The organism is Rhodococcus sp. KBW08 (genome assembly GCF_003852455.1).
GTDB classification, from domain to species: domain Bacteria; phylum Actinomycetota; class Actinomycetes; order Mycobacteriales; family Mycobacteriaceae; genus Rhodococcus_F; species Rhodococcus_F baikonurensis.
In genome coordinates this window covers 410,986-435,822 of sequence record NZ_QAJJ01000018.1, presented here as the reverse complement: position 1 = coordinate 435,822, position 24,837 = coordinate 410,986, and the positions used below count along the sequence as shown (strand labels likewise).

General features: G+C 63.9%; 23 protein-coding genes and 1 other RNA gene. 9 read left to right on the top strand and 15 right to left on the bottom strand.

From position 1 onward, the window contains the following. Window positions 1-27: 27 nt before the first annotated feature. Window positions 28-948, bottom strand: coding sequence for a sulfurtransferase (locus DBV08_RS25835; protein ID WP_095969821.1), 921 nt, complete (start codon window positions 946-948; stop codon window positions 28-30). A gap of 129 nt (window positions 949-1,077) precedes the next feature. Between DBV08_RS25835 and DBV08_RS25830 the strand changes: the two genes are divergently transcribed. After that, window positions 1,078-1,764: a GntR family transcriptional regulator gene (locus DBV08_RS25830; RefSeq protein WP_095969820.1), complete on the top strand. Its 687-nt coding sequence runs from the start codon at window positions 1,078-1,080 to the stop codon at window positions 1,762-1,764. A gap of 46 nt (window positions 1,765-1,810) precedes the next feature. On the opposite strand, the gene DBV08_RS25825 is transcribed toward DBV08_RS25830, so the two are convergent. From DBV08_RS25825 to DBV08_RS25810, 4 genes are all read right to left on the bottom strand, one after another. Then, on the bottom strand, window positions 1,811-2,332 hold the full coding sequence (locus tag DBV08_RS25825) for a hypothetical protein (protein ID WP_095969993.1): 522 nt from the start codon (window positions 2,330-2,332) through the stop codon (window positions 1,811-1,813). An 18-nt stretch (window positions 2,333-2,350) separates the two neighbouring features. Then, window positions 2,351-3,382, bottom strand: coding sequence for a cupin domain-containing protein (locus DBV08_RS25820; RefSeq protein ID WP_124569302.1), 1,032 nt, complete (start codon window positions 3,380-3,382; stop codon window positions 2,351-2,353). Between the two features lie 43 nt (window positions 3,383-3,425). Continuing rightward, entirely contained in the window at window positions 3,426-4,247 is an 822-nt protein-coding gene (locus tag DBV08_RS25815; RefSeq protein WP_095969819.1) for an alpha/beta fold hydrolase, read from the bottom strand. 187 nt (window positions 4,248-4,434) lie between these two features. After that, a complete protein-coding gene (locus DBV08_RS25810) occupies window positions 4,435-5,562 on the bottom strand; it encodes an NDMA-dependent alcohol dehydrogenase (protein WP_095969992.1) in 1,128 nt (375 codons plus the stop codon). Between the two features lie 175 nt (window positions 5,563-5,737). On the opposite strand from DBV08_RS25810, the gene DBV08_RS25805 reads away from it, so the two are divergent. Beyond that, window positions 5,738-6,589 (top strand): spermidine synthase, encoded by an 852-nt coding sequence (locus DBV08_RS25805; RefSeq protein WP_172436526.1) that lies wholly within the window; start codon window positions 5,738-5,740, stop codon window positions 6,587-6,589. A 9-nt stretch (window positions 6,590-6,598) separates the two neighbouring features. Here DBV08_RS25805 and DBV08_RS25800 read toward each other — a convergent pair whose 3' ends face one another. The 3 genes from DBV08_RS25800 to DBV08_RS25790 all read right to left on the bottom strand — a co-directional run bounded on the left by DBV08_RS25800 (window position 6,599) and on the right by DBV08_RS25790 (window position 12,629). Further along, window positions 6,599-9,613 (bottom strand): bifunctional [glutamine synthetase] adenylyltransferase/[glutamine synthetase]-adenylyl-L-tyrosine phosphorylase, encoded by a 3,015-nt coding sequence (locus DBV08_RS25800; RefSeq protein WP_124569301.1) that lies wholly within the window; start codon window positions 9,611-9,613, stop codon window positions 6,599-6,601. Beyond that, window positions 9,610-10,950: a glutamine synthetase family protein gene (locus DBV08_RS25795; protein WP_003941637.1), complete on the bottom strand. Its 1,341-nt coding sequence runs from the start codon at window positions 10,948-10,950 to the stop codon at window positions 9,610-9,612. Before DBV08_RS25795 ends, DBV08_RS25800 begins: the two co-directional genes overlap by 4 nt. A 107-nt stretch (window positions 10,951-11,057) precedes the next feature. Then, the gene (locus tag DBV08_RS25790; RefSeq protein ID WP_124569300.1) at window positions 11,058-12,629 is read right to left on the bottom strand and encodes an alpha/beta hydrolase; all 1,572 of its coding nucleotides are present in this window, start codon (window positions 12,627-12,629) and stop codon (window positions 11,058-11,060) included. Between the two features lie 207 nt (window positions 12,630-12,836). Here DBV08_RS25790 and panB point away from each other — a divergent pair, with 207 nt between their 5' ends. The 3 genes from panB to pip are packed head-to-tail and all read left to right on the top strand — an operon-like array spanning window position 12,837 to window position 15,190. After that, a complete protein-coding gene (gene panB, locus DBV08_RS25785) occupies window positions 12,837-13,706 on the top strand; it encodes a 3-methyl-2-oxobutanoate hydroxymethyltransferase (RefSeq protein WP_095969815.1) in 870 nt (289 codons plus the stop codon). A 51-nt stretch (window positions 13,707-13,757) separates the two neighbouring features. Continuing rightward, complete coding sequence (locus DBV08_RS25780; protein ID WP_172436525.1) at window positions 13,758-14,198, top strand: hypothetical protein; 441 nt, start codon at window positions 13,758-13,760, stop codon at window positions 14,196-14,198. Then, a complete protein-coding gene (gene pip / locus DBV08_RS25775; protein ID WP_075833467.1) occupies window positions 14,198-15,190 on the top strand; it encodes a prolyl aminopeptidase in 993 nt (330 codons plus the stop codon). The genes DBV08_RS25780 and pip overlap by 1 nt, the downstream gene beginning before the upstream one ends. A 4-nt stretch (window positions 15,191-15,194) precedes the next feature. On the opposite strand, the gene DBV08_RS25770 is transcribed toward pip, so the two are convergent. The 3 genes from DBV08_RS25770 to rnpB all read right to left on the bottom strand — a co-directional run bounded on the left by DBV08_RS25770 (window position 15,195) and on the right by rnpB (window position 17,598). Beyond that, window positions 15,195-16,604 carry an RNB domain-containing ribonuclease gene (locus DBV08_RS25770; RefSeq protein ID WP_124569438.1) on the bottom strand — a complete coding sequence of 470 codons (1,410 nt, stop codon included), beginning with the start codon at window positions 16,602-16,604 and terminating at the stop codon, window positions 15,195-15,197. A gap of 76 nt (window positions 16,605-16,680) precedes the next feature. After that, the gene (locus tag DBV08_RS25765; protein WP_007735457.1) at window positions 16,681-16,866 is read right to left on the bottom strand and encodes a hypothetical protein; all 186 of its coding nucleotides are present in this window, start codon (window positions 16,864-16,866) and stop codon (window positions 16,681-16,683) included. A 317-nt stretch (window positions 16,867-17,183) separates the two neighbouring features. Next, window positions 17,184-17,598: RNase P RNA component class A (gene rnpB / locus DBV08_RS25760), an RNA gene on the bottom strand. A gap of 54 nt (window positions 17,599-17,652) precedes the next feature. Here rnpB and DBV08_RS25755 point away from each other — a divergent pair. Together DBV08_RS25755 and DBV08_RS25750 are read left to right on the top strand one after the other, a co-directional pair. Continuing rightward, a complete protein-coding gene (locus DBV08_RS25755) occupies window positions 17,653-18,180 on the top strand; it encodes a DUF1697 domain-containing protein (protein ID WP_124569299.1) in 528 nt (175 codons plus the stop codon). Between the two features lie 28 nt (window positions 18,181-18,208). Further along, window positions 18,209-19,444 carry an SLC13 family permease gene (locus DBV08_RS25750; protein WP_124569298.1) on the top strand — a complete coding sequence of 412 codons (1,236 nt, stop codon included), beginning with the start codon at window positions 18,209-18,211 and terminating at the stop codon, window positions 19,442-19,444. A 29-nt stretch (window positions 19,445-19,473) separates the two neighbouring features. On the opposite strand, the gene DBV08_RS25745 is transcribed toward DBV08_RS25750, so the two are convergent. The 4 genes from DBV08_RS25745 to cobC all read right to left on the bottom strand — a co-directional run bounded on the left by DBV08_RS25745 (window position 19,474) and on the right by cobC (window position 23,620). Continuing rightward, the gene (locus DBV08_RS25745) at window positions 19,474-20,613 is read right to left on the bottom strand and encodes a bifunctional RNase H/acid phosphatase (protein ID WP_124569297.1); all 1,140 of its coding nucleotides are present in this window, start codon (window positions 20,611-20,613) and stop codon (window positions 19,474-19,476) included. Further along, entirely contained in the window at window positions 20,610-21,347 is a 738-nt protein-coding gene (locus DBV08_RS25740; RefSeq protein WP_019748955.1) for a zinc ribbon domain-containing protein, read from the bottom strand. The genes DBV08_RS25745 and DBV08_RS25740 overlap by 4 nt, the downstream gene beginning before the upstream one ends. Before the next feature lie 108 nt (window positions 21,348-21,455). Continuing rightward, the gene (locus DBV08_RS25735) at window positions 21,456-22,589 is read right to left on the bottom strand and encodes a Nif3-like dinuclear metal center hexameric protein (protein WP_124569296.1); all 1,134 of its coding nucleotides are present in this window, start codon (window positions 22,587-22,589) and stop codon (window positions 21,456-21,458) included. Then, a complete protein-coding gene (cobC, locus tag DBV08_RS25730) occupies window positions 22,586-23,620 on the bottom strand; it encodes an Rv2231c family pyridoxal phosphate-dependent protein CobC (protein ID WP_124569295.1) in 1,035 nt (344 codons plus the stop codon). The genes DBV08_RS25735 and cobC overlap by 4 nt, the downstream gene beginning before the upstream one ends. 56 nt (window positions 23,621-23,676) lie before the next feature. Between cobC and DBV08_RS25725 the strand changes: the two genes are divergently transcribed. Both DBV08_RS25725 and DBV08_RS25720 read left to right on the top strand, forming a co-directional pair. After that, window positions 23,677-24,372 carry an HAD hydrolase-like protein gene (locus tag DBV08_RS25725; protein WP_019748958.1) on the top strand — a complete coding sequence of 232 codons (696 nt, stop codon included), beginning with the start codon at window positions 23,677-23,679 and terminating at the stop codon, window positions 24,370-24,372. Further along, a complete protein-coding gene (locus DBV08_RS25720) occupies window positions 24,359-24,832 on the top strand; it encodes a low molecular weight protein-tyrosine-phosphatase (RefSeq protein ID WP_124569294.1) in 474 nt (157 codons plus the stop codon). Before DBV08_RS25725 ends, DBV08_RS25720 begins: the two co-directional genes overlap by 14 nt. The last annotated feature ends 5 nt before the right edge of the window (window positions 24,833-24,837 follow it).

The window sequence follows — 24,837 nt, the reverse complement described above, 5'->3', positions numbered from 1 at the left end:
GGATGGTGTTATCGGGACTGCGACGATTCAGGATCGCTGACATCGATCGTCCGGAATCGCACCTTCGGACTCACCGCCGACAACCATCGGCAATGCCGGAACTGCAGTCCATTCCTCCAACGAACCGTCGTACACTTTGACGTCCCCGTAGCCGCTTCGGATCAGCGCAAGCGCCGTCAAGCACGCCGAAACGCCACCGCCGCAATAGATCACGACAGGTTCGGCGACTGCAGGCACAACGTCGGCAGATCTCGACAGAAGATCGTCCACCGGAAGCATCCTGGCGTCGGCGTCGAGAAGACTCTTCGCGGACAGATTCACACTCGACGGGATATGCCCGCGTCGCGAATATCGCGTCTTCTCCGTTCCCTCGTACTGCTCAGACGAGAGAGCGCACACCAGCGTCCCGGCTACTTCTCCCGAGGACAGTGAGGCAACGCGCGGTAGATCGACCCATAGGCCGAGGTCCGTCACGCTCCAACGCGCCGAAGCCGACGTGTGGGTTACGTCGTCGCCGCTCGCGAGAGCGAAGCCGCGTCGAGTCCATTCGGCGAGGCCACCGTCGAGGACTCTCGCTTCGATGCCGGCATTGCGAAACACCCACCAGAGCCGTGACGCCCAGGTGGTCGAACCCTGGTCGTAGATCACGATTGTCGCGCTAGGCTCGATACCACTGGATTGGAGATCGGAAACCAACTGCTCCGTTGACGGGTGTGTGAAATGCAGCGCCGCTTCCCTTTCGGAGAAGACGTCCATGAGGTCGATGTGCCGAGAACCCGGGATGTGCGAGGAGACCCAGCCGTCGTACCCGGATTCCGGGCGGTAGTCACCGTCGAATCGCGCAGGAGGAAAATGAACCGTCGCGTCGAGCACAGCGACGCCTCCCTCACGCAGCATCGCGTCGAGTTCAGCGGCACTCACCAGCGGCGACGCGGTCTCTCCAGCCACTTCGGACCCTCTCCCTCGGAAACGAACAACCACGAACCTAAATGAGTACTAGCGTATACGCAAGTACTCGACTCGTAGTCGATGGCATAATCGAACGCGTTCTACTTGAACGCACAGGAATGGGGACACATGGAACTCGACGCCGATACGAGCACCACCGATCTGCTGGTGCCGGAGGCTGCGCTGGGCCGGTCCGATCAGACTTCGAGGCAGTACCTGCGCCTGCGGGCCGACATCCTGGCCGGCAAGTTCCCCCAGGGCGCTCCGCTGCACGAGACTCAATTGTGCGAATCGTACGGCGCATCGCGTACCCCGATCCGGGAAGCACTCAACTGGCTCGCGCACGACGGTCTACTCGAGCGAGCGGCCCGCGGTTTTCGTGTCCGCTCCGGCACACCCGAGGACGTCATCGAAATCTACGCAGCGCGGGTAGCCCTCGAATCGGAAGCTGCCGGGGCTGCCGCACTCCGCCACAGTGATCTCGACCTTGCCCGACTGGACGGATTACACGAGTTCTGCTGCACTGCAACCGAAGGCACCGAGGTTCGTTCCGGGAACTTCAAGTTTCACGAGGCCCTGTGGCAAGCCGCCCACAATTCCACGATCACCTCACTGCTGATCCGCCTCACCACCCAATTGCGAATCTACGACAGCGGCCCGCCGTCGAACTACGGCGAACCGGACCTACTCAATTCCGAACATCACGAGATCTTGAACGCCATCCGCGCCAGGGACGAATCGTCCGCACGTGGCCACATGCGCAACCATCTCGAACGCAGCCGCGACCAGCGGATAAGGATGTTCGCCAGCCGCTGACTTCGGACAGCCGAGAGTTGCACACCGCCGCTTACGTCGCCGTCAGTCAGCCGGGGAGCGGGCCGATCTCGACGTCGTACACACTCTCGGCCGGGCTCGACATCACGCGGTCCGCCATCTCCTGCTTGAGCACTGTCAGCCGCGCTTCGTCTTCGGCCGTCCGGTAGTTCTTACGGGAAAGAGCAATGAACTCGTCGACGACAAATCCCTCACGAACAGTCAGCGTGACGCTCGCACCACGATAGTCGACTCGAAAGACGTACAGTGCGAGCGTATTTCCTCGTTCCGGCCGGGCCAGGGAGCTGTCGACGGTGTACCGCCCTTCGGTCACCGCGCGCGTGACCAACTCGAACGCGTCGCGCACGCCTGGTCCGCGATGTGCGGTGGCCACGACCAGGTCACGACGCTCGACGGAACCCTCCCCGCCGAGCACATCGAGTGCGCGCTCGAGAACCTTGTAGGCATGCGCCACGCCTCCCGGAGCCTGCGGACCGTGATAGCGCAGAGCATCCTCGTGCGTGAATTCGAGCGTCGTCCCGTGATCGGTCACGGTGAGCGTGCTGGTCATCATGGGCGTCCTTGCCGGTCAGCGCTGGCGGTCGATCGGATTGTTCCGCGAGACGATGAGCGGATCGATCGGGGTGAAAGGAAATTCCGGCAGATCGCGTTCCGGAACACCGAACGAGGCCGAGAGAACGCCGCGCGAGAACGCGGAAGCCGTTGCACGGTAGCCTATGTCACCTGGAGTCGGCTGGTCGAAGAAAATGAGGAAGTTGATGTCCTCGTCACCTAGAACCTCGATGTGATGGGGATAGGCACGCGGAACGAAATACACCTGACCCGGCTCGAGTAGATAGGTGTCGAGCGACCCGTCCGGATCGAGAACCGTCATCCGCCCGTGACCACGATGCACGTATCCCATTTCAGCAGTGACGGGATGCCAGTGTGGCTCACGCATCCCACTCTCGCGAATAGTCAACGAGTACATCGAAAGATCCTCCAGCGCCGCCCAATACTGCTTGCGCGCCACCTTCGCCTGTCCGTACGGATAAGCGAGAGGGGCGATCTGGCCTTCGAGGTCGAAGAGATGCGCGTTGGGAAAGCCGGCGGTGTCGGGAACGACGGCGGCGCCGTCCCGCCGCACTATCTGCGACGCATCGGCCCTACCGAAGACGTCAAAGGCCGACGCGGCGAGGTCGTAGGTATTGCCGAGCACCGCGTTCGACATTGCGCTTACGCTGCTCTGCAATGAAAAGTGCTGCGGGAGAGAAGTTCGCAAGGCAGCAATGATCTCCGCTTCCCCCTCTCCGATATTCTCGATGTGATAAATCGCGCCCGATTCGACGTGATACATCTGCCCCGTTCGCACCACGAAACTGGCGAACTCGTCGGCATTGCCCAGCAACGAGACGAGCACGGTTCCGCTGGTGACGTAAGCGATCTGGTTCGCGTTGACGTTCCATTGTGGTTCGCGGATCGCGCCGGGGCCGAGAACAATTCGTTTGATCGACAGACCGGACAGGATGGGCAACGAACTCGAGTCGAGCTGCGAGATCGATCCGAGTTCGTTTTCGAAAACGCTGGGACCATCGCGCAACGTGGCAACGTGTGTAGACATGGCTGTGGGTCCTTTCGACTCTGGTCCTTCCGCCTCGCTGACGTCAGTCCTCGATGAACGCGAGAATGTCCTGGTCGAGTGTCTCTTGATATGAGCCGTAGATGCCGTGCGGTGCGCCGGGATACACCTTCAGCGTGCCCTTCTTCACCAGCTTGATCGCCTTCTCCGCCGCCGCGCCGATCGGCACGATCTGATCGTCGTCTCCCTGAGCGATGAGGAACGGAACGTCGATAGCTTCGAGATCGGAAGTCTGGTCTGTCTCGGAGAATGCCTTGACGCAGTCGTAGGCCGCGGCGAGGTTGACCAACATCCCCTGCCTCCAGAAGTCGTCCTTCGCGCCTTGCGAGACGTCGGCTCCTTCGCGGTTCGCACCGTAGAAGCTCTCGCTGAGATCCTTGTAGAACTGCGATCGGTCTCGCAGAACTCCCTCACGAATGCCGTCGAACACCTCGATCGGTGTGCCTTCGGGGTTGCCGTCCGACTTGACCATGATCGGCGGAACGGCGCCGGCGGTGATCACCTTGGCCACGCGCCCTTTGCCGTGCTGCGCCGCATAACGGACCACTTCCCCGCCACCGGTCGAATGGCCCACCAGGATCAGGTCTTTCAGGTCGAGTGTGTCGATCAGCTCAGCCAGGTCCTTGGCATATGTATCCATGTCGTTGCCGGTGTACGTCTTCGACGAGCGACCGTGCCCTCGACGATCGTGCGCGACAGTCCGGTATCCGGCGTCGGCGAACAGCTTCATCTCGACCTGCCACGCGTCGGAACTCAGCGGCCACCCGTGGCTCAGGACGATCGGCCGGCCGGTGCCGTGCTCGGTGTAGTAGATCTCGGTTCCGTCGGAGGTGGTGATGTAGGGCATGTTCTGCTCTTCTCTGTCGAGTCGTCGAGTGAGGTCCGGACACGGTGCCCGGTACCCGCACTCTGCGAGTGCCCACTAAGGGGGCAGTCGACTCATCGATCGACAGAAATCTGTGTGGGGCGGAAGACTGCGGCCCGGCACCACGAAGTGTGGTGCCGGGCCGGACCCTTCTGTCAGAGGGAAACGATCAGTAATCGTCCTCCGTGTAGACGATCATGCCGCGCAGGTTCTTTCCCTCGAGCATGTCTGCGTAGCCCTCGTTGATCTCCTCGAGCTTGTAGGTCTTGGTCACCAACTCGTCGAGTTTGAGTGCGCCGCTTCGGTAGTGATCGAGCAACTTGGGAATCTGAGACCGTGGTCCTACTCCGCCGAAGATGGCTCCCTGCAAACGCTTCTGCAGAAGGGTCAGCTCGAAGAGGCTGAGCGTCACCTGCGAATCCGCGTAATGCCCCATTCCGACGACCACAACCTGACCACCCTTACCCGTCGCACTGAGCGCGGGCTGAATGATGTCGCCGTGGATTTCTCCCACGGTGATCACGGTGACGTCGGCCATCTTGCCCCAGGTGATCTCACCGATCACCGGTAACGCTTCCTCGAGTGAGGCAAACGTGTGTGTGGCGCCGAATTCCTTTGCCTTGTCGCGCTTGAATTCGACGGGATCGATCGCGATCACAAAGCGCGCTCCAGCGGACGCCGCGCCCTGCACCGAGTTGATTCCGACGCCGCCGACGCCGACGACCACAACCGTGTCACCGACCTTGGCTCCGCCGATCGCGGTGGCCGATCCCCAACCGGTGGCAACACCGCAGCCGAGCAAGGCCGCCTTGTCGAGCGGGATGTCCTTCTCGATCTTGATCACGGACGCCTCGTTGACGGTCACGTACGGCGAAAAAGTTCCGAGCAGGCACATCTGGATGACCGGTTCGTCGTTGAGCGTTACGCGATAGGTCTTGTCGGAGATCGCCTGCCCGGTCAGCAGGCCGGCTCCCTCGTCGCAGATGTTCTGCAGACCCTTCGCACAGGACGGACAACGTCCGCACGCGGGGATGAAGGCGAGAACCACGTGGTCGCCTTCTTCGACGCTCGTGACGCCCGGGCCGACCTTCGTCACCACTCCGGCACCTTCGTGCCCGCCGAGGGCCGGGAAGAAGGGCAGCGGGCTGGCACCCGTACGCAAATGTTCGTCCGAATGGCACAGTCCCGATGCGGCGAGTCGGACCTGCACCTCACCCGAGACCGGGTCCCCCAGCTCGACCTCTTCGATCTCCCACGCCTGACCTGGCGCCTTGACTACCGCTGCCTTGACCTTCACCTGCACTCCTCGAAAATCTTCGTGATGCACGGACGACGAAAGAACGCGCCGGCATTTGTGTCGCCGATCACACTCCAAGTACGAGTGTGCCTGAAGTAGCCCGAGAATACCGCCGGTCCGCGCGCCTTTTTGGTAGCCGCCTCTACCGGAAAGGCACACGGCTAATATAGACACAGTGGCCAAGGGAACTCGCAAGACCAGAACTCGCAGCAGTACTCCCGAGCGAGGCGAGTCCGGCCCGGTCGCCGGCACTTTCCCCATCGATACCGGGACGTGCGAACTAGTCCGCGATCAATACTCCGACGACAGCTGGATCATCCAGATCAACGGAGTGCCCAGTTCCCACGTGAACGTCGCAGATCCGACGGTGCTCGATTTCGAGTACATGCGGTGGATCGCGCATCTGGTCGATTCCGAACGTGACAAGGCCGAGCGCCTTCGGGTTCTGCACCTCGGCGGCGGAGCCTGCTCCATGGCCAGGTACTTCGCCGCCACCTACCCCGACGCGCGTCAGGTGGTTGTCGAAATCGACGGCGCCCTGGCCGAACTCGTGCGCGATTGGTTCGACCTTCCGCGCGCACCACTGCTGCGCATCCGCGTCGGCGAGGCCCGCGCCGTCACCGAAACTCTCACCGAGTCCACCCGGGACATCGTGATTCGGGATGTCTTCGCCGGCAGCACAACTCCGACACCACTGACGACGGCGCAATTCACCACCCACGTACGACGCGTACTCGCACCGGGCGGCATCTACATCGTCAACTGCGGCGACACCCCGGATCTCCAGGGCGCGCGCAGTGAGGCCGCGACCATCGGCGCCCAATTCGAACACATGGCGATCATCGCCGATCCCGCAATGCTCAAGGGCCGCCGCTACGGCAACATGATCATCGCCGGCAGCGACGTACCGATCGGCGGGCAACCGTCGCTCGCGCGCGAACTACTCGGCGGCGGAGTGCCCGCCCACGCTTGGCAGGACGCCGAAGTCCGCAAGTTCGCCGCGAACGCGCCGGTTCGACAGGACTGACCGACGGCACTACTCGCCGCCGAACACCCTCTCCACCACAGCCTTTGCCCGTCGTGTGATGCGCAGGTAGTTGTCGAGGAACTCCCCTGCGTCGTCGCCGTATCCGGCGACCTGCGCCACCGCCGCGAGGACACGGCCAGGGCCGGGAAGCTGGTCTGTCGGCTTGCCCCGCACCAGAACGAGGCAGTTGCGTGCCTTCGTCGCGGTGATCCAGGCGTCACGCAGCAGTTCGACGTCACCTTCGCTGAGCAGTTCCGCGGCCCCGATAGCGTCGAGAGTTTCCAGCGTCGACGTGTTGTGCAGCGACTCAATCTTGTCGGCGTGGCGCAGCTGCAGCAGTTGCACAGTCCACTCGATGTCGGCCAGGCCGCCGCGACCCAGTTTGGTGTGCGTGGCCGGATCGGCTCCGCGCGGGAGCCTTTCGGAATCGACGCGCGCCTTGATGCGCCGAATCTCGCGCACCGCCGCGTCACTGACGCCGCCTTCGGGGTAGCGGGTCTTGTCGATCATGTGCAGGAACCGCAGTCCCAGTTCAGGGTCACCGGCAACCGGATGCGCACGTAGGAGCGCCTGGATCTCCCACGCCTGAGCCCACTTCGCGTAGTACGCGTCGTAGGACTCGAGAGTGCGCACCATCGGTCCGTTACGACCTTCCGGGCGCAGTCCGGTGTCGACTTCGAGCGGCGGATCGGTACTCGGAGCACCGAGAAGCTTGCGCACCTTGTCGGCAATGCTGTTGGCCCACTTGACCGCAACGATCTCGTCGACGCCCTCACGGGGTTCGCACACGAACAGCACGTCGGCATCGGATCCATAGCCGAGTTCGCCGCCGCCGAGTCGACCCATGCCGATGACGGAGAAGCTGGCCGGCGCCTCGGTTCCGAGTTCGGTGACGCTGGCCTTGATCACCGCGGAGAGCGACGCGTTGAGCACCGCGGCCCACACCGAGGACAGCGCCTTGCAGACGGCGGGCACATCGAGCATGCCGAGGATGTCGGCCGAAGCGATGCGTGCAAGTTCGTGTCGCCGCAGCGAGCGGGCCGCGGCCACAGCACGATTGGGATCACTGTGTCGGCCGGAGGCGGTGAGGATTCCGCGAGCGACGTCTTCGGGCTTCGGCTCGACCAGGCGCGGACCACTCGGTGAATCCGCGAACAAACGGATCACGTCGGGTGCCTTGATGAGCAGATCAGGTAGATACGCCGACGAGCCCAGTACGGTCATCAGACGCTCGGCGACTGCAGCCTCGTCGCGGAGCAGGCGCAGGAACCAGGTCTGGTCGACGAGCGCGTCCGAGAGCCTACGGTATGCAAGCAGACCTGCATCGGGATCCGGTGTGTCAGCCAGTGATTCGAGCAGAGTCGGCAGCAGAAGCGCTTGAATCCGACCCTTACGTGAAGCGCCACTCGTCAGTGCTGTCAGATGTCCGAGTGCATGCTCGGGTGCCGTGTAACCCAGAGCTGCCAACTGCCGAACCGCCGCTTCGGGCCCCAGGACCAATGCTTCCTTGTCCATCCGCGCCACCGATTCGAGAAGCGGGCGGTAGAACAGTTTGGCGTGCAGGCGGCGAATACGATGCGAATTCCGCTTGATTTCGGCGCGCAGGACTCCGAGGGAATCCAGACGCCCGTCAGGCCGCATGTGCGCGGCGCGGGCGAGCCAACGCAGCGCTTCCTCGTCGTCCGGCGGCGGCAGGGTGTGCGTGCGCTTGAGCTTCTGCAACTGCAGACGGTGCTCGAGAAGGCGCAGGAATTCGTACGACGCGGTCAGGTTGGCGGCGTCGTCGCGGCCGACGTATCCGCCCGCCGCCAATGCGGTCAGTGCATCGACCGTGCTCTGGACGTGCAACGAACGGTCGGCCCGGCCGTGCACCAATTGCAGGAGCTGGACGGCGAATTCGACGTCGCGCAAACTTCCGCGGCCGAGTTTGAGTTCACGCTCGCGCAGTTCGGGCGGAACCATTTCCTCGACGCGTCGACGCATGGCCTGAACTTCGGGAACGAAGTCCTCGCGCTCGGAGGCGATCCACACCATCGGGCTCATCGCCTCGGAGTACTGGCGACCGAGCTCCATGTCGCCGGTCATCGGACGAGCCTTGAGCAGTGCCTGGAACTCCCAGGTCTTCGCCCAGCGCTTGTAGTACGTGATGTGGGATTCGAGGGAACGAACCAACTCTCCGCGCTTGCCTTCGGGACGCAGCGCAGCGTCGACCTCGAAGAAAGCGGAAGTACCGATGCGCATCATCTCACCGGCAACGCGGCTGGCCGTCGCATCGGCCGGTTCGGCGACGAACACGACGTCGACGTCGGAGACGTAGTTCAGCTCGCGCGCACCACATTTGCCCATGGCGATCACGGCGAGCCGGATCGGACAGCTGCCCTCGGGGCACACCGTTGCGATAGCCACCGCCAGTGCGGCGGTCAGGGCAGCGTCCGCGAGATCGGAAAGCTGGTGACCCACAGTCTGATACGGCACTACGGGCTCGTTCTCGACGGTCGCCGCAAGATCAGCCGCAGCCAGCAGCATCAACTGGTCCTTGTAGCTCTTACGCAGAGCAACAACAGCTTCCGGTCCGGTCAGGGTGGCGCGGTAGGTCAGTGAGCCTTCGGTAGCGCCCTCGTCGAGGGTGGCGCCCACGGCCTCGAGCAAAGCAGCGGTGGCCTCGTCCTTGGTCGGCAGAGCGGTGCCGTCGAGCAGTTTCCAGCCGATCGGATCCGCGGCCAGATGATCGCCGAAGGCCGAAGACGCACCCACCAGAGCGAACAACCGGCCCCGCAAGCTTTTGTCCTTGCGCAATGCCTGATCGAGCTCGCGCCACCCGTCGTCGAGCCCGTCCTTGATCCGGACAAGGGTGCGCAGAGCGAGGTCGGCATTCGCGGCACGCGAAAGCGACCACAAGAGTTCGATACTCTCGGCGTCGACCCAACCGAGCTGACGCAACTCGTCGGCAGCGGTGGGCTCGACCAGCCCGAGTCGACCCGGTCCTGGGACTGCTGATCTCGCAGCGGGCGGTTTCACCGTCACAGACCGAGGTAGGTCTTGAGCTCGAACGGCGTCACGTGGCTGCGGTATTCCTCCCACTCACGACGCTTGTTGCGCAGGAAGAAATCGAAGACGTGTTCGCCGAGTGCTTCGGCCACCAGCTCCGACTTCTCCATCTCGCGCAGAGCGCTGTCCAAGTTGCTCGGCAGTTCCTTGTAGCCCATGGCGCGACGCTCGGCGGAGGTCAACGACCACACGTCGTCTTCTGCCTCGGGCGGCAAGGTGTAGCCCTTCTCGATGCCTCGAAGACCGGCAGCAAGCAGGACCGCGAAAGTCAGGTACGGGTTGCAGGCCGAGTCTGGGCTTCGGATCTCGACGCGACGTGACGATGCCTTGTTGGGCGTGTACATCGGAACGCGGATGAGAGCCGATCGGTTGGACGGGCCCCACGACGCAGCTGTGGGTGCCTCTCCCCCGTGAACGAGTCGCTTGTACGAGTTGACCCACTGGTTCGTGACCGCACTGATCTCGTTGGCGTGCTCGAGGATGCCGGCGATGAACGCTTTGCCGGTCTCGGAGAGCTGCATCGGATCGTCCGGATTATGGAAGGCGTTGGTGTCGCCCTCGAACAAGCTCATGTGGGTGTGCATCGCGGAGCCGGCCTGATCACTGAACGGCTTGGGCATGAAGCTCGCCCGGACGCCTTCACCGATCGCGACCTCCTTCACGACGTACCGGAACGTCATGACGTTGTCGGCCATCGAGAGTGCGTCGGCGTAGCGCAGATCGATCTCCTGCTGACCCGGCGCGGCCTCGTGGTGGCTGAACTCGACCGAGATGCCCATCGACTCGAGTGCGTCGATGGCGTGGCGGCGGAAATTCGGAGCCGAATCGTGCACGGCCTGGTCGAAGTATCCGCCCGAGTCGGCCGGGATCGGCGGAGTGCCGTCGATCGGACCGTTCTCCAGAAGGAAGAACTCGATTTCCGGGTGGACGTAGCAGCTGAAGCCCAAGTCGCTGGCCTTGCTCAACTGGCGACGCAGGACGTGGCGCGGATCGGCCCACGACGGCGAACCGTCGGGCATCGTGATGTCACAGAACATGCGCGCGGAATGCTGCGCACCGTCCTTGTGGGCCCACGGCAGGATCTGGAATGTCGAGGCGTCGGGCCGAGCGACGGTGTCGGCTTCGGAGACTCGTGAGAATCCCTCGATGGCGGAACCGTCGAATCCGATTCCCTCCTCGAAGGCGCCTTCGAGTTCGGCGGGGGCGATCGCCACCGATTTGAGGTACCCGAGAACGTCGGTGAACCACAAGCGGACAAACCGAATGTCGCGCTCTTCCAGGGTACGAAGCACGAATTCTTTTTGGCGATCCATGCACGCGAGACTAAGCAAGCCACGTTAAATCTGTGTTACATCAGTGGTCCCGGTTAACAGAGTGATTGGTCACCATCGAATAGGCGCAGCGTACGGCGCCGCGCCGTCTAACATGTCAGGCCCTCTTCCGGCGCCTTCAAGTACACGAAGTAGTCGACGACGGCATCGTCAACGCAGGAGTTTCCGTCCAGAACGACCGTGTGCTGGGTTCCGTCGAAGGTGATCAGGGCAGCGCCCAACTGCTTCGCGAGATCCACTCCGGCCTGATACGGCGTAGCCGGATCCTGCGTCGTGGACACGACGACCAGCTGAGGCAGGCCGGCATCCGCGAGGGCCTGGGGGTCGAGCGCGTGGGGGCTGCCGGTTGCCGGAACGGGCCAGAACGCGCACAGGTCGAGCGGCGCTTGACCGGTCCCTCGGCCGTCGTCGAGGAACGGGGCCGCTTCGCGGTACCGGGTATCGGACTCGCCGGCCTCGGCGCGGTCGGTGGTTGCCGGATCGTCCACGCAGCGAATGGCGTTGAACGCGTCGTTGATGTTGGAGTAGCTGCCGTCGTCCTCACGGCCTTCGTACATGTCGGCGAGATTGAGCAGCGAGTCGCCGCGTCCGTCGGCCAGACTCGACAGACCCCCACGCAGCGGCGTCCACAACTGTGGCGAATACAGAGCTTGCTGGACGCCCGTGATCGCGTCGGAATAACTCAGCCCGCGCGGATCGGTGGTCTGTGCCGGCTTCTCGATCAACGGATCGACGAGTGCCTGAAAGCGCGCTTGCGCCTGCGCCGGATCGTCACCGAGCGGGCAGTCCGTTCGCGAGACACAGTCGGCGACAAAGGCGTCGAACGCGCCTTGGAAACCCTGACCTTGCAGGACCACTTCGTCGACCGGATCCTGTTCGGGGTCGAGCGCGCCGTCGAGGACCATCGCTCGGACGTTCTGCGGAAAGGTTTCCGCGTAAGTGGATCCGAGCCGGGTTCCGTACGAGAACCCGAGGTAGTTCATCTTCGGATCGCCGAGAACGCCGCGAATGACGTCCATGTCTCGAACCACCTCGTAGGTACCGACATGCGCGAGGAACTCCGTACCGGTCCGCTCAGCGCACTTGGCGGCGTAGTCCTTGCTGTCCGCCTCGGCGAGGGCGATGCCCTCCGGTGTCATGTCGACGTTGACCTCCGCACGCTCCGCGTCTGTCTCCTCCGGCGTCAAACACCGAACCTGCGGCGTCGACGCTCCGATCCCCCGCGGATCGAAGCCGAGCATGTCGAAACGCTCCTGCAGTTCGGTGCCCGAACCCGACGTGGCCATCGACAGCCCGGACCCACCCGGCCCGCCGGGGTTCAGCAACAGCGAGCCGATGCGGTCACCGGTGGCCTTCGAACGCGAGATCACCACCTTCGCGGTGTCGCCGCTCGGATTCGCGTAGTCGACGGGAACGCTCACCTCGGCGCAGTCGACCCCTCGCCCCAGCGACGCAGTTCCTTCTTCGACGAACTGGTCGCACGAACCCCAGTCGAGCGTCTGCTCGTAGAATTTCTCCAGGCCGGACGGCACCGCGGACGCGGCGGAACCAGCGGGTTCCACCGATTCGGGAGTGCCTTCCGAACTGGTGCAACCGACAACCAACACGAGCACTGCTGCGCTTCCGGCGAGGGCACCGGAGAGGCGAACGAACTTCGACATGCCATCGATGGTGCCAGGAAACCTCGGTAGCCAGCGGTTCGCCTCATCTCGGCACCTACCTGATACGCGCGCGGTGATGTGACCCATTGCACCCCGTCAACTATTCGTGTCGGCGATGTCCGGTGGCAGACTGAACACGTCATCACCCACACCCGGGGACCCGAAGGCGAACAACGCTCAGGGCCTCGAGGCCAGAAAGGGACAACGATGTCCGAAACACCTCTCTACGGTTCTGTACCCACTGCAGCTTCTGTACCCACTGCAGGCTCTACCGATGCACCGAAGCGTAAGACGCGCATTCACCACCTCGCCGAGATGAAGCAGAACGGCGAACGCTGGTCGATGCTCACCGCTTACGACTACTCCACGGCACGCATCTTCGAAGACGCAGGCATCCCGGTGCTGCTCGTCGGCGACTCGGCCGCCAACGTCGTCTACGGCTACGACACCACCGTGCCGATCACCGTCGACGAACTGCTCCCGCTCGTGCGTGGCGTGGTTCGCGGCGCCCCGCACGCACTCGTCGTCGCCGACCTCCCCTTCGGCACCTACGAGGGTTCCGCCGAGCAGGCCCTGGCGACTGCCACACGGTTCATGAAGGAAGGCCTCGCGCACGCCGTCAAGCTCGAGGGCGGTGAGCGGATGAGCAAGCAGATCGCGGCAATCACCTCGGCCGGCATCCCCGTCATGGCTCACGTCGGATTCACCCCGCAGAGCGTGAACTCGCTCGGCGGTTTCCGCGTCCAGGGTCGCGGCGACGCGGCCGAGCAGCTTGTGGCGGACGCCATTGCAGTCCAGGAAGCCGGGGCGTTCTCCGTCGTCATGGAAATGGTTCCGGCCGAGATCGCGGGCCAGGTCAGCCGCAAACTCACCATCCCCACCGTCGGCATCGGGGCCGGTTCCGAATGCGACGCGCAGGTACTCGTCTGGCAGGACATGGCGGGTTACACGAGTGGTAAGACAGCCAAGTTCGTCAAGCGTTTCGGTAACGTCGGTGACGAACTGCGTTCCGCAGCCGCAGCCTATGCATCAGAAGTTCGCACTGGCGCTTTCCCGGCCGCAGAACACAGTTTCTGATCCGAGACCGGCGAACGCCGCCTGTCTCTCAACCAGCCAGGGGTGCGTTCAATGATCGGTAACCGTCGAAGTTCTACTGCCGCAGCTGTAGTCGGTGCGGCAGCTCTCGTCACGGTGCTGAGCGGATGCGCGGGAGGGTCCACCAACTCTCCCGCGCCCAGCAGCACTACGCCCGCGAGTTCCACCACGACGGCGCCGGCAACAAGCTCTGCGTCCGGTTCGACGTTCACCGACGCTCAGGTCCAGCAGTTGTGCTCGGATATGGAAGGGCAGCTGCAGAACTGGCGGACCGTCACCCCGACGCTCGGCAAGGGTGGACTGAATACGATCGTCATCACGTGGGCGACGCAGAACGGCATCAACCTGCTCGATCTCGCCCAGAACCGCGAAAGCATCGACGCGGCAACCTCGGCCGCGTGCCCCGATGTCCGGAGCGGCGCGATTTCCGCACTCGAGATCCCCGATCTCGCCTCCGGACTGGTGGGCTTCTGATGACCGACACGTCAGCCACTTCAGGGCAGCCGTCGGCTCTTCGGAGTCTGTATCCCCCGATCGAGCCCTTTGTCACCGGCTTCCTCGATGTCGGTGACGGCCAGAGCATGTACTGGGAAGTCAGCGGCAATCCGGACGGCAAGCCAGTGGTGTTCCTGCACGGTGGCCCCGGTGGCGGTGCACAACCGGCGGTGCGCCAGTTCTTCGATCCGGCCGCATACCGGATTGTTCTCCTCGACCAGCGCGGCTGCGGGCGATCCACCCCGCACGTTGCCGACGGCGCCGACCTGTCGGTGAACACGACCGACAAGCTGCTGGCCGACATCGAAGCCCTACGTGAACATCTGTCGATCGACAAGTGGATGGTCTTCGGCGGGTCCTGGGGTTCCACGCTTTCCATCGCCTACGCCGAAACGTTTCCCACGCGCGTCACGGAACTGGTCCTGCGCGGGATCTTCCTCCTGCGTCGCAGCGAGATCGACTGGTACTACAACGGCGGCGCCGGAAACATCTTTCCGGAGCGCTGGGACAAGTTCCTCGAACCGGTGCCAGAGGCGCAGCGCGGTGAAGACCTCGTCGCGGTCTATCACCAATTGCTCCATTCCGAAGACCCCGACGTCGCAGCCCGGGCAGCGATCGCCTGGTCTGCCTGGGAAGGATCGACGAGTTACCTGTATCCACAGGCGGACAAGATCGAACAGAACTCCGAGACCAGGTTCGCCTTGGCCTTCGCTCGCATCGAGAATCACTACTTCGTCAACGGCGGATTCTTCGACGAGGGTCAGCTCCTACGCAAAAGCTCCGCACTGCACGGCATTCCGGGGACGATCGTCCAGGGCCGCTACGACGTCGTCTGCCCCGCCACCAGTGCCTGGGCACTGCACAAGGCGTGGCCCGAATCCAAGCTCGTGATCGTCGACGACGCCGGACACTCCGCGATGGAGCCCGGCATCGCACATCACTTGGTGGAAGCCACCGATTCGTACCGGTAGCTCCCTACGCCGGGAACGTGAATTCCACCGTCCGTTTGACGGTGTCGACGGCGGTGAGTCGCACCTTTGCGCGCTCACCGTCGTCGGGCGTTCCGACGCATTTCGCAATCACGGCGACCGACGGGACAAACACTTCCGCCGAGCGCTTTCCGTCCTTGGCGCGCATCACCACCGCGTCGAAGACCTCGCCGACCCGGCCGTCGAGCAGCGTGGACTCGGTCAGATCGATGCACGCGCGGTCGACCTTGTTCGCCAGTGAGTCGGACCCACTCATGATGTCGGGCAACTTGGGAAGGGCGGTGCGCACCCATTCCGGTACCGCCGTACCAGCTGTGATCGCCAGACACACCTCGGCGCTGAAACGATCGGACAGGCGGCGCAGCGGAGCCGTGACGTGAGCGTAGGGCGCTCCGATCCCCGCATGCACCGTCAACTCCGGTAATCGGCCGTCGAAGGCCGCGTAGTCTGCGCCGCGCAGCAACGACGGCGCAACCGACATCAGCGCCATCGTCGACGGCTCGCCCGAGTCGAGGCCGGCAAGAATCTGCCCGACGCTTTCACCCTCCGGCCACGTGATACCCAGCGCCACTGCAGTTCTCCGCAAGGTCCGAACCGCGGACTCCTCGGCGGGCGGCAGCGTGCGAAGCAACCCGATACCTGCGTCGATCATCATGCGGCCGGCACACATCCCGGTCAGTAGCGACACTTCTGCGTTCCAGTCGTCCGCTTCGGTGCGTGGCTCCAACTCGATCCGCCAGCGAACCGAGGACTCGTCCTCCGGCTGCTCCCGAACCACTGACTGCTCGGGCAGTTTCAGCTCGATGGCGCCCCTGGCAACCGCCGAGGCACTGCGCAATCGTCCGAACTCCGGTAGTGCGGCGATCGACGGATGCAAGGTGCCCGCGTCCGCGTCGCGCTGCACGGTCGAATAATCCAGACGCGCCACAGATTTCACCAGAGCTCGCCTCACCTGCCACGACGTGGGCTCGGCTTGGGCATCCAACTCGATACGCCACAGCGCGGCGGGGCGAACCACGTCCGGCAGCAGGCTCGCCGATCCCTCCGACAACGCCCGAGGATGCAGCGGAACGGAACCGTCCGGGAGATAGAAGGTTTGGCCACGTTTGCGGGTTTCGATGTCGAGCGCACCACCTGGCGTCACCACCGCCGCGACGTCGGCGATCGCGTAGTGCACGACGTACCCGGTCGACGTCTTCTCGATGTGCACTGCCTGGTCGAGGTCCATCGATCCGGGAGGGTCGATGGTCACGAAGGCGATACCCGTTTCGTCGACACGCCCGGCACCGAAACGATCCACGGCATTCTCGGCCTCGGCCTGCGCCGCGGCCGAGAATGCTCCTGGCAAATCGAATTCCGCCCGAACCACTCCGAAGTCGATTCCCTGCACCATCATTCGACCTGCGGGCACGCGTCCTCCATGATCGGTTCGGGCCGGTCCAGCAGCTGTACCGGTCCCAGTTGTTCCAGCCTCAGTTGTTCCAGTCTTCATCTGCCCGATCGGCGGCTTTGTTGCGTTCGGCCGCAATCTTCAATGCATGTTCGGCAGAGTCCCGATCAGGGTACGGCCCCATCCTCGTCAGCGAGGACGCACCCTTTCCCTGCGTGACGGAACCGTCGGACACGTCGAAGTACCAGAGTCGATCTTCATCAGTCATATCCACAGTGTGACATCAGAGTGAGATAGAAGCTTGTAGATCGCTGTGAGACTGATATTCTTTCTACTTGGCCTGGCAGGTGAGAACCGGACATTCGAACGGTGAGTTCTGCTTGAATGCCCAACACAAGCTACGAACAGAAAATGGAGTGCGCATGTCCGCAATTCTTTACGATTACCTCCTCCCGCTCATGGGCCATGACGCGGCAACGTACTGGGCTACGCTGCTGGTCATCAAGCCTGTCTGACAGCTTTCGACCTAAAAGGAAGACCCCCACNNGTGGGGGTCTTCCTTTTAGCTCTCTTGCAGATCGCGGGCGGACGAGTCGGCGTGTAAGCCGGATCCTGTCCTGCGACACCGAAGTGCCGAGTGGCGACCATCCATCTGGGCACACCGTCGCCGGGTGCCTCGAGCGGTTCACCCGCAGGCTCGGGCGAGCAGCCCTCGAACACCTGCGCAGCCGCACCGCGGGCGATGCGACCTTCAACCTTGCTCCGGGCGGGGTTTACCTAGCCACCCCGGTCACCCGAGGTGCTGGTGCGCTCTTACCGCACCGTTTCACCCTTACCTGCCTCGAAAGGCAGGCGGTCTGTTTTCTGTGGCACTGTCCCGCGAGTTGCCTCGGGTTGCCGTTAACAACCGCCCTGCTCTGTGGAGTCCGGACTTTCCTCGGCCCCAGGCCTGTGCGTGGTACACGCTGGTTCCAGAAGCCGCGGCCGCCCGGCCAACTCGTCCGCCCCCGTATGCTACCGGGCGCCTGTCGGTGGCCCGCACTATGGTCACCTTATGACTCGGTACGTGGCCCTGCTACGCGGTATCAACGTGGGCGGCATCAACATCAAGATGGCGGACCTGGCGAGAGTCTTGGGTGACCTCGGATTCGAAGGCGTGAAAACCGTCCTGGCCTCCGGCAACGTTCTGTTCGACAGTCCGAGCACCGACATCCCGTCGTTGAAGAAACAGATCGAATCCGCCCTTGCCCGCGAGTTCGGCTACGAGGCTTGGGTATTCGTCCTCGACATTCCGACACTGCAAGCGATCGTGGACAACTACCCGTTCGAGCGCGAACGCGAGGGTTGGCATGCTTACGCGATGGTTGCCTCCGAGCCTGAAATCCTCGAGGAATTGAGCGCTGCGGCAGCGCAACTCGATGCCTCGGTCGAACGCGTGGTGGCCGGCGACGGAGTCCTGTACTGGGAGGTCGAGAAGGGGCAGACCGTCAAGAGCGCGTTCGGCAGGAACACCGGAAAACCGAAGTTCAAGGCCTTCACCACAACCCGAAATCTGAACACGCTCTACAAACTGCTCAAATGACGCTCGTCCCGACACGGAGCACCAACGCGTGACTCTTCTACCGATCCTGCTCGTCGCCCTCGTCCTCGTCTTTGCGATAGTGCGTCCACGCGGGCTCCCCGAGATCGTCATCGCCGGGCCGGCAGCCGTCGTCGTTCTCCTGACCGGCATCGTCACTCTCGACGAAGCCCGCGAAGAACTGACGAGCATGGCACCCACCGTCGTCTTCCTGGTTGCCGTGCTGGTTCTCGCTCATGCCGCGGACGCTCTCGGCGTCTTTCGCTGGGTCAGCCAGATCCTGCAGCAAAAATCCCTTGCCGATCCGCAGCGGTTGCTGATGTACGTATTCGGCGCCGCTGCCCTGACCACGGCGGTCCTGAGCCTCGACGCCACCGTCGTGCTGCTGACGCCCGCAGTGATCGCGGCCGCACGATCCATCGGAGCAAGTCCGCGGCCCCATTCCTATGCCAGTGCGCACCTGTCGAACTCGGCGTCGACGCTCCTGCCGGTGTCGAACCTGACCAACCTCATCGCTTTTGCTGCAACAGGTTTGACGTTCTTGCACTTCACCGCATTGATGGCGTTGCCGTGGATCGTGACGATCGCTGTCGAATATCTGATCTTTCGACTGTTCTTCCGCTCGGAACTCGTGCGGGACGACAGCGCAGATCCGCCTGCGGCAGCCAGATCTGCGCCTGCGCCGATTCTGCCGCTGACGGTGATCGGACTGACGCTGCTCGGTTTCGCGGTTTCGGGTTTCTTCGGGATCGAACCCGCCTGGATCGCCGTGGTGGGTGCGAGTGTCCTGGGAGCGATCGCTCTGGCTCGGCACCGTACGACCGCCGCCAAGATGATCTACGCTGCCGATCTCTGGTTCTGCGCGTTCGTCCTGGTTCTCGGGATCATCGTCGCCGGCGTCGCGAACGGGCCGGTGGGCGAATGGATTGCGCAGATCCTGCCAGGCGACACCAGCTACGGCTCACTGCTCTTTGTCGCCGCGGTAGCGGCGGTTGCGTCCAATCTCGTCAACAACCTGCCGGCAACCTTGCTGATGATCGCGGCGCTCGGAACGGCGGCACCTCCAGCTCTGGTGCTCGCGATGTTGATCGGCGTCAACCTCGGCCCCAACCTCACCTACGTGGGCTCTCTCGCCACTATGCTCTGGCGACGAGTTGCCACCAGCGCGGGCGCACCGCCCACGCTGGCGACATTCACTCTGCTCGGGATCATCACGACGCCACTGACGCTGCTCGCCGCCGTGAGTGCCCTGTGGCTGGTGATCTGATCGGAGGCTGATCAGCCGTCAGGGCTCTTTCAGCGAAGGTGTGACGTGTCGTTGACCAACCGGACCGAGGCTCCCCCGTCGGGATAGAACTCGGTGATGCTCAGCGACGCCAGGTCCAGATGCAAGCGGTACAGCAACGACGGCCCGGCATCGAGCGCCAACTGCACCAAAGTCTTGATCGGGGTGACGTGAGAGACGACCAACAGCGTCGCGCCGCCGTAGGTCGAGATCAGGTCGTCGCGCGCGGCGACGACTCGTTCTCGCACCTCGTCGAAACTCTCGCCGCCGGGTGGACGCACCGAAGTGTCCGAGAGCCATTCGCGATGCAGGTCCGGGTCGCGCTCGGCTGCCTCGCGGAACGTGAGTCCGTCCCAGTCGCCGAAATCGGTTTCGATCAAACCCTTGTGCTCGACGACGGGAAGACCGAGCACGCGCGCCGATGCCTCTGCCGTCTCACGGGTTCTGCCGAGGGGTGAGCAGACGATGGCGTCGATACCGCCGCGGTTCCCGAAGCGTCCGGCCGCGCCGGCAGCCTGCGCGCGGCCCAGTTCCGTGAGCTTTGGATTGCCGCGCCCGGAGTAGCGGCGATCGACCGACATCGCTGTCTGTCCGTGACGTAGCAACAACATTCGTGTCGGCTTGCCGGTGGTGGCGATCCATCCAGGCGAGCCGGCGATCTGAGGCTCCGACGTCTCTTCGGACGGCGCGGCGGGTGCAACAGGTGCGGGGGCCGAAGGTGCGACTGGACCGGTTTCGATACCGGCAGCCGCGTCCATCGCCTCGTTGGCAAGACGATCGGCATGAGAATTCTCGCCGCGTGGAATCCACGTGTAGGTCACTCGCGAGAACTGCGTCGCCAACTCGGCAGCGCGTCGCTGCAGCGGAATCATGTCCGGGTGCTTGACCTTCCATCGCCCGGACATCTGCTCGACGACCAGCTTGGAGTCCATGCGGACGTCGACCGTCGACGCTCCGAGTTCACCGGCGGCAGTCAACCCTGCGATCAGTCCGCGGTACTCGGCGACGTTGTTGGTCGCGATTCCGATGCTTTCCTTGCGTTCGGCCAACACCGAGCGGTTGGAGTCGAAGACCACGGCACCGTAGCCGGCCGGGCCGGGGTTGCCGCGCGATCCACCGTCGGCCTCGACGATGACCTGCGTGGGACTCACAGACCGGACTCCTTGGTACGCACCATGATTGCATTGCACTCTGGGCAACGAACGACGACGTCGGCCGGTGTCGCGGCGATTCGGGAGATCTCGCCGCGGTCGATCTCGATCCGGCAAGCGCCACATCGGCGTGCCTGCAGAAGCGCCGCGCCCGGTCCGCCCAGGGTGCGCTGCTTCTCGTAGACAGCAAGGAAATCGGCGGGGAATTCACCGACGAGTCGTTCGCGATCGGCGGCGCAACGCTCCTGCGCCTTGTCCAGATCGGCGACGGCGTCGTCACGGCGACGCTTGGCGTCGATCAGCTCTTCTTCGGCCTGGGACAGCTGGGCGCCGGCGTGATCGTGATCGGCCTGCAACGCCTCACGCTGCTCCATCACTTCGAGCAACTCGTCCTCGAGGAGCCCCTGCCGCCTGACCAGACTGCCGAGTTCGTGTTCGAGTTCGGTGAGCTGCTTCGCCCCGACCGACCCACTCTGCAACAGCGTGCGGTCACGATCCTCACGCTGACGAACAGCGTCGACCTCGCCTTCGAGCTTGCGGATGTCGCGATCGATGTCGTCGATCTGGATTTCGACGGCTACGGACGCGTCTTTACGGCTGATTCGCTCGGCCTCGAGACGTTCGACTTCCTGCTGCTCGGGAAGCGCTCCGCGTCGGTGGGTGATCCGAGTGAGCTCAGCATCCACCCCGGCGAGGTCGAGAAGCTTGGACTGCACCTGTGGTTCGACGTTCACGCTGTATAACTCCTGCTGTAAGTCCGATGTCGGCAGTGCTCGCGAAGGACGGCTCTCGAAGAACTGCTCTTGAATTGTTCGTGCAACCGTACCTTGCAGAGCGCTGCACTAATGCGCACTCAAACACCACGGATCGGTGCGAATTGTCGAAACCCGGCTTTCCCACCCCGGATTGTCGGCAAACGCGGCGTCGAGCACCGATTTCGCCTGTGCACACCACGGGTATTCACTCGCCCAATGGGCGACGTCGACCAGAGCCGGGCCACCGGCGCGTAGGTGCTCGTCCGCGGGATGATGCCGCAGGTCCGCAGTGACGTAGACGTCGGCGCCCAGTGCCGCCACCACGTCGAGATACGAGTCGCCGGAACCGCCGCACACCGCCACGGTACGAACGGTCGCGTCTGGATCTCCGGCCGCGCGAACACCCCACTCGGTCGAGGGCAGTGAGCGCGCTACTCGCGCCGTGAACTCTCGCAATGTTTCGGGATGCTCGAGCTCACCCACCCGCCCCAGACCGAGCGAACTGGGGAACGCTGCGAGTTCGAAGACATCGAAGGCCGGTTCCTCGTACGGGTGGGCGGCACGCAATGCGCCCAGCACCGCACTTCGCTTTCCGCGTGGGGCAATCACTTCCACACGATCCTCGCGAACCTGCTCCACAGCGCCCACAGTCCCGATCGTCGGATTCGCACCGTCGGCTGGCAAGAACTGACCCGTACCGGTGACCGTCCAACTGCACTGGCTGTAGTCACCGATCCGCCCAGCCCCGGCCTCGAAAAGTGCATCCTGCACGGCCGATGCATTCTCCACCGGAACCATGACGACCCACTTGTCGAGCGGCTGCGTCGGCTTGGGTTCGATCGGGCGCAGCACGGTCAGGCCCAGAGCCTGCGCCAACGCGTCGGACACTCCAGGGTCGGCGGAGTCCGCATTGGTGTGCGCCGAGAACAGCGCACACCCGGCTTTGATGAGTTTGTGGACCAGCGCACCCTTGGGCGTGTGAGCGCCGACGGTGTCCACCCCACGCAGCAGAAGTGGATGGTGAACGACCAGAAGGTCGGCACCGGAGGCGATGGCGTCGTCGACCACTGCCTCGGTCGGATCCACCGCGAAAACCACTCGCGTCACCGCGTCGGCCGGATCGCCGCAGACCAGACCGACCGAATCCCACGATTCCGCCAGGGCCGGCGGGTAAGCGGATTCCAGCACGGCTATGACGTCCGCAAGAGTTGCGTCGCTCACAAGATCTCCTTCATCGCTTCGATCAGTACCGAAACCTGCTCGGCTGGACGGACGGCCACACGCAACTGATCCGGGCCGAGTCCGGGAAAGGTGTCGCACCGGCGGACGGCGATACCGCGGACACGCAGGTGCTCCCGCATCGCGGCGCCGTCACGGACGTCGATGAGCACGAACGGCCCCGCAGCGGGTTCGTGCACGGCGATCCCGATCTCGGTCAGTCGCCGGGACATGTCTCGGCGGTCCACGGCAATCGCGTCGGCTTTGATCCTCGACTGCTCGACCGCGAACGGTTCGCAGCACGCCGTGATGGCCTCGATCTGCAAACTGCCCAATGGCCAGTGGGCTCGGCCGTGAGTGAGTCGAGCGAGAAGATCCGGAGAGCCGATCGCGTACCCACACCGCAATCCGGCGAGCGCCCACGTCTTGGTCAGGCTCCGAAGCACCAGTACATCCGCCGACTCGACACCGGCGACGCTCTCCGTTTCGCCGGGCACCGCATCGCCGAAGGCCTCGTCCACCACCAGGATCCGGCCCGGCCGACGCAATGCCAACACATCGGCCTTGGGGTGAAGCACGGACGTCGGGTTGGTCGGATTGCCGAGAACGACAAGGTCCGCGGATTCGGGTATCTGTGCGGTCCGAAGCTCGAAAGGCGGCTCCAGAATCACCTGCGTCACCGGTACACCGGCCTCTCGCAGCGCCAGTTCCGGCTCGGTGAACGACGGATGGATCAGCGCTGCCGAACGAGAGCCCAGGCGCGGCAGCATCGCGAATCCCTCGGCACCGCCCGAGAGCAACAGCACCTCTTCGGGCCGGCGCCCGTGCCGCTGCGCGACCGTTTCGCGGGCTTTCAGTTCCGCTGCAGCCGACGGGTACGAACCGAGCGTCGACAGCCCTGCGGCCAGTCGATCCCGCAACCATTTCGGTGGGCCGGAGCCTTGGACGTTGACGGCAAAATCGAGTAACCCGGGCTCCGCTTCGACATCGCCATGATGTCTCAAGCTCTCCAGGTCAACCGTTCCGGTACTCACCCGGTCAGCCTACGGTCGAGCACCGTGCGCGGACATCACCCCTGCCGTCCGGGACAATGAGTGCCGTGACGACACCCCCCCTCGACCGTTTTCCGGTAGTTCTGTTCGATCTGGACGGAACCATCACCGATTCCGCTCCCGGCATCCACGGCGGCTTCCGACATGCGTTGGCAACTGTCGGCCATCCGGAGCCGACGGAAGCGATGTTGGCATCGGTGATCGGCCCACCGATGGTCGACACCTTCAGGTCACTCGGTATGGCCCCGGCGGACGTGGACCGGGCGATCGCCGCGTACATCGAGCGCTATGACGCGACCGGGTGGCAGGAGAACTCGGTGTACGAGGGCATGGACGTCGTCCTGGGTAAGGCTCGCGCGAGCGGCACCCGACTGGCCGTCGCCACTTCGAAGTCGGAGCGGTTCGCAATTCGTATCCTCGAGCATTTCGGTCTGGCCGAGCACTTCGAGTTCATCGGCGGCGCAAGTGACGACGGAACTCGGCGGGCGAAACCCGATGTGATCGCACACTCGCTGACCTCACTCGGGATCACACCCGTCCTCGCCGCCGACGGCGGAACCCCCGACGTGTTGATGATCGGCGATCGTGATCACGACGTCCTCGGCGCCGCGAAGTACGGCATCCCCACCGTCGTCGTCGAATGGGGCTACGGTTCCGCCGAGGAAGCGCGGCAAGCGTTTCGCTCCGTATCGTCGGCATCCGAACTGGGAGGACTTCTCGATGGCCGCCTCTGAACCACTCCATGTGACGTTTGTGTGCACCGGCAATATCTGCCGGTCACCGATGGCCGAAAAGATCTTGCTCGCGCATCTGGGCCGCGAAGGCCTCGCCGACCGGGTCCGTGTCAGCAGCGCCGGTACCGAGGGCTTTCACACCGGCAGTGACGCCGACGAGCGGACCAACGTCGTGCTCCGAGCGGCCGGGTATCCGACTGGCCACAGCGCCGCGCAGGTCAACGCAGATCATCTCGCAGCCGATCTCGTCGTCGCCCTCGACACGGGGCACGAACGTGAGCTTGCTCATCTCGGCGTGCCCACCGAGCGCCGGCGCCTACTGCGATCGTTCGACCCCGAGGCGGACGGAGATTCGGTTCCGGACCCGTACTACGGGGATCAGGAGGACTTCGAACTGGTTCGAGACCAGATCGAAGCGGCCATTCCCGACATACTCGACTGGATCCGCGAGCGAGCCTGAACCCG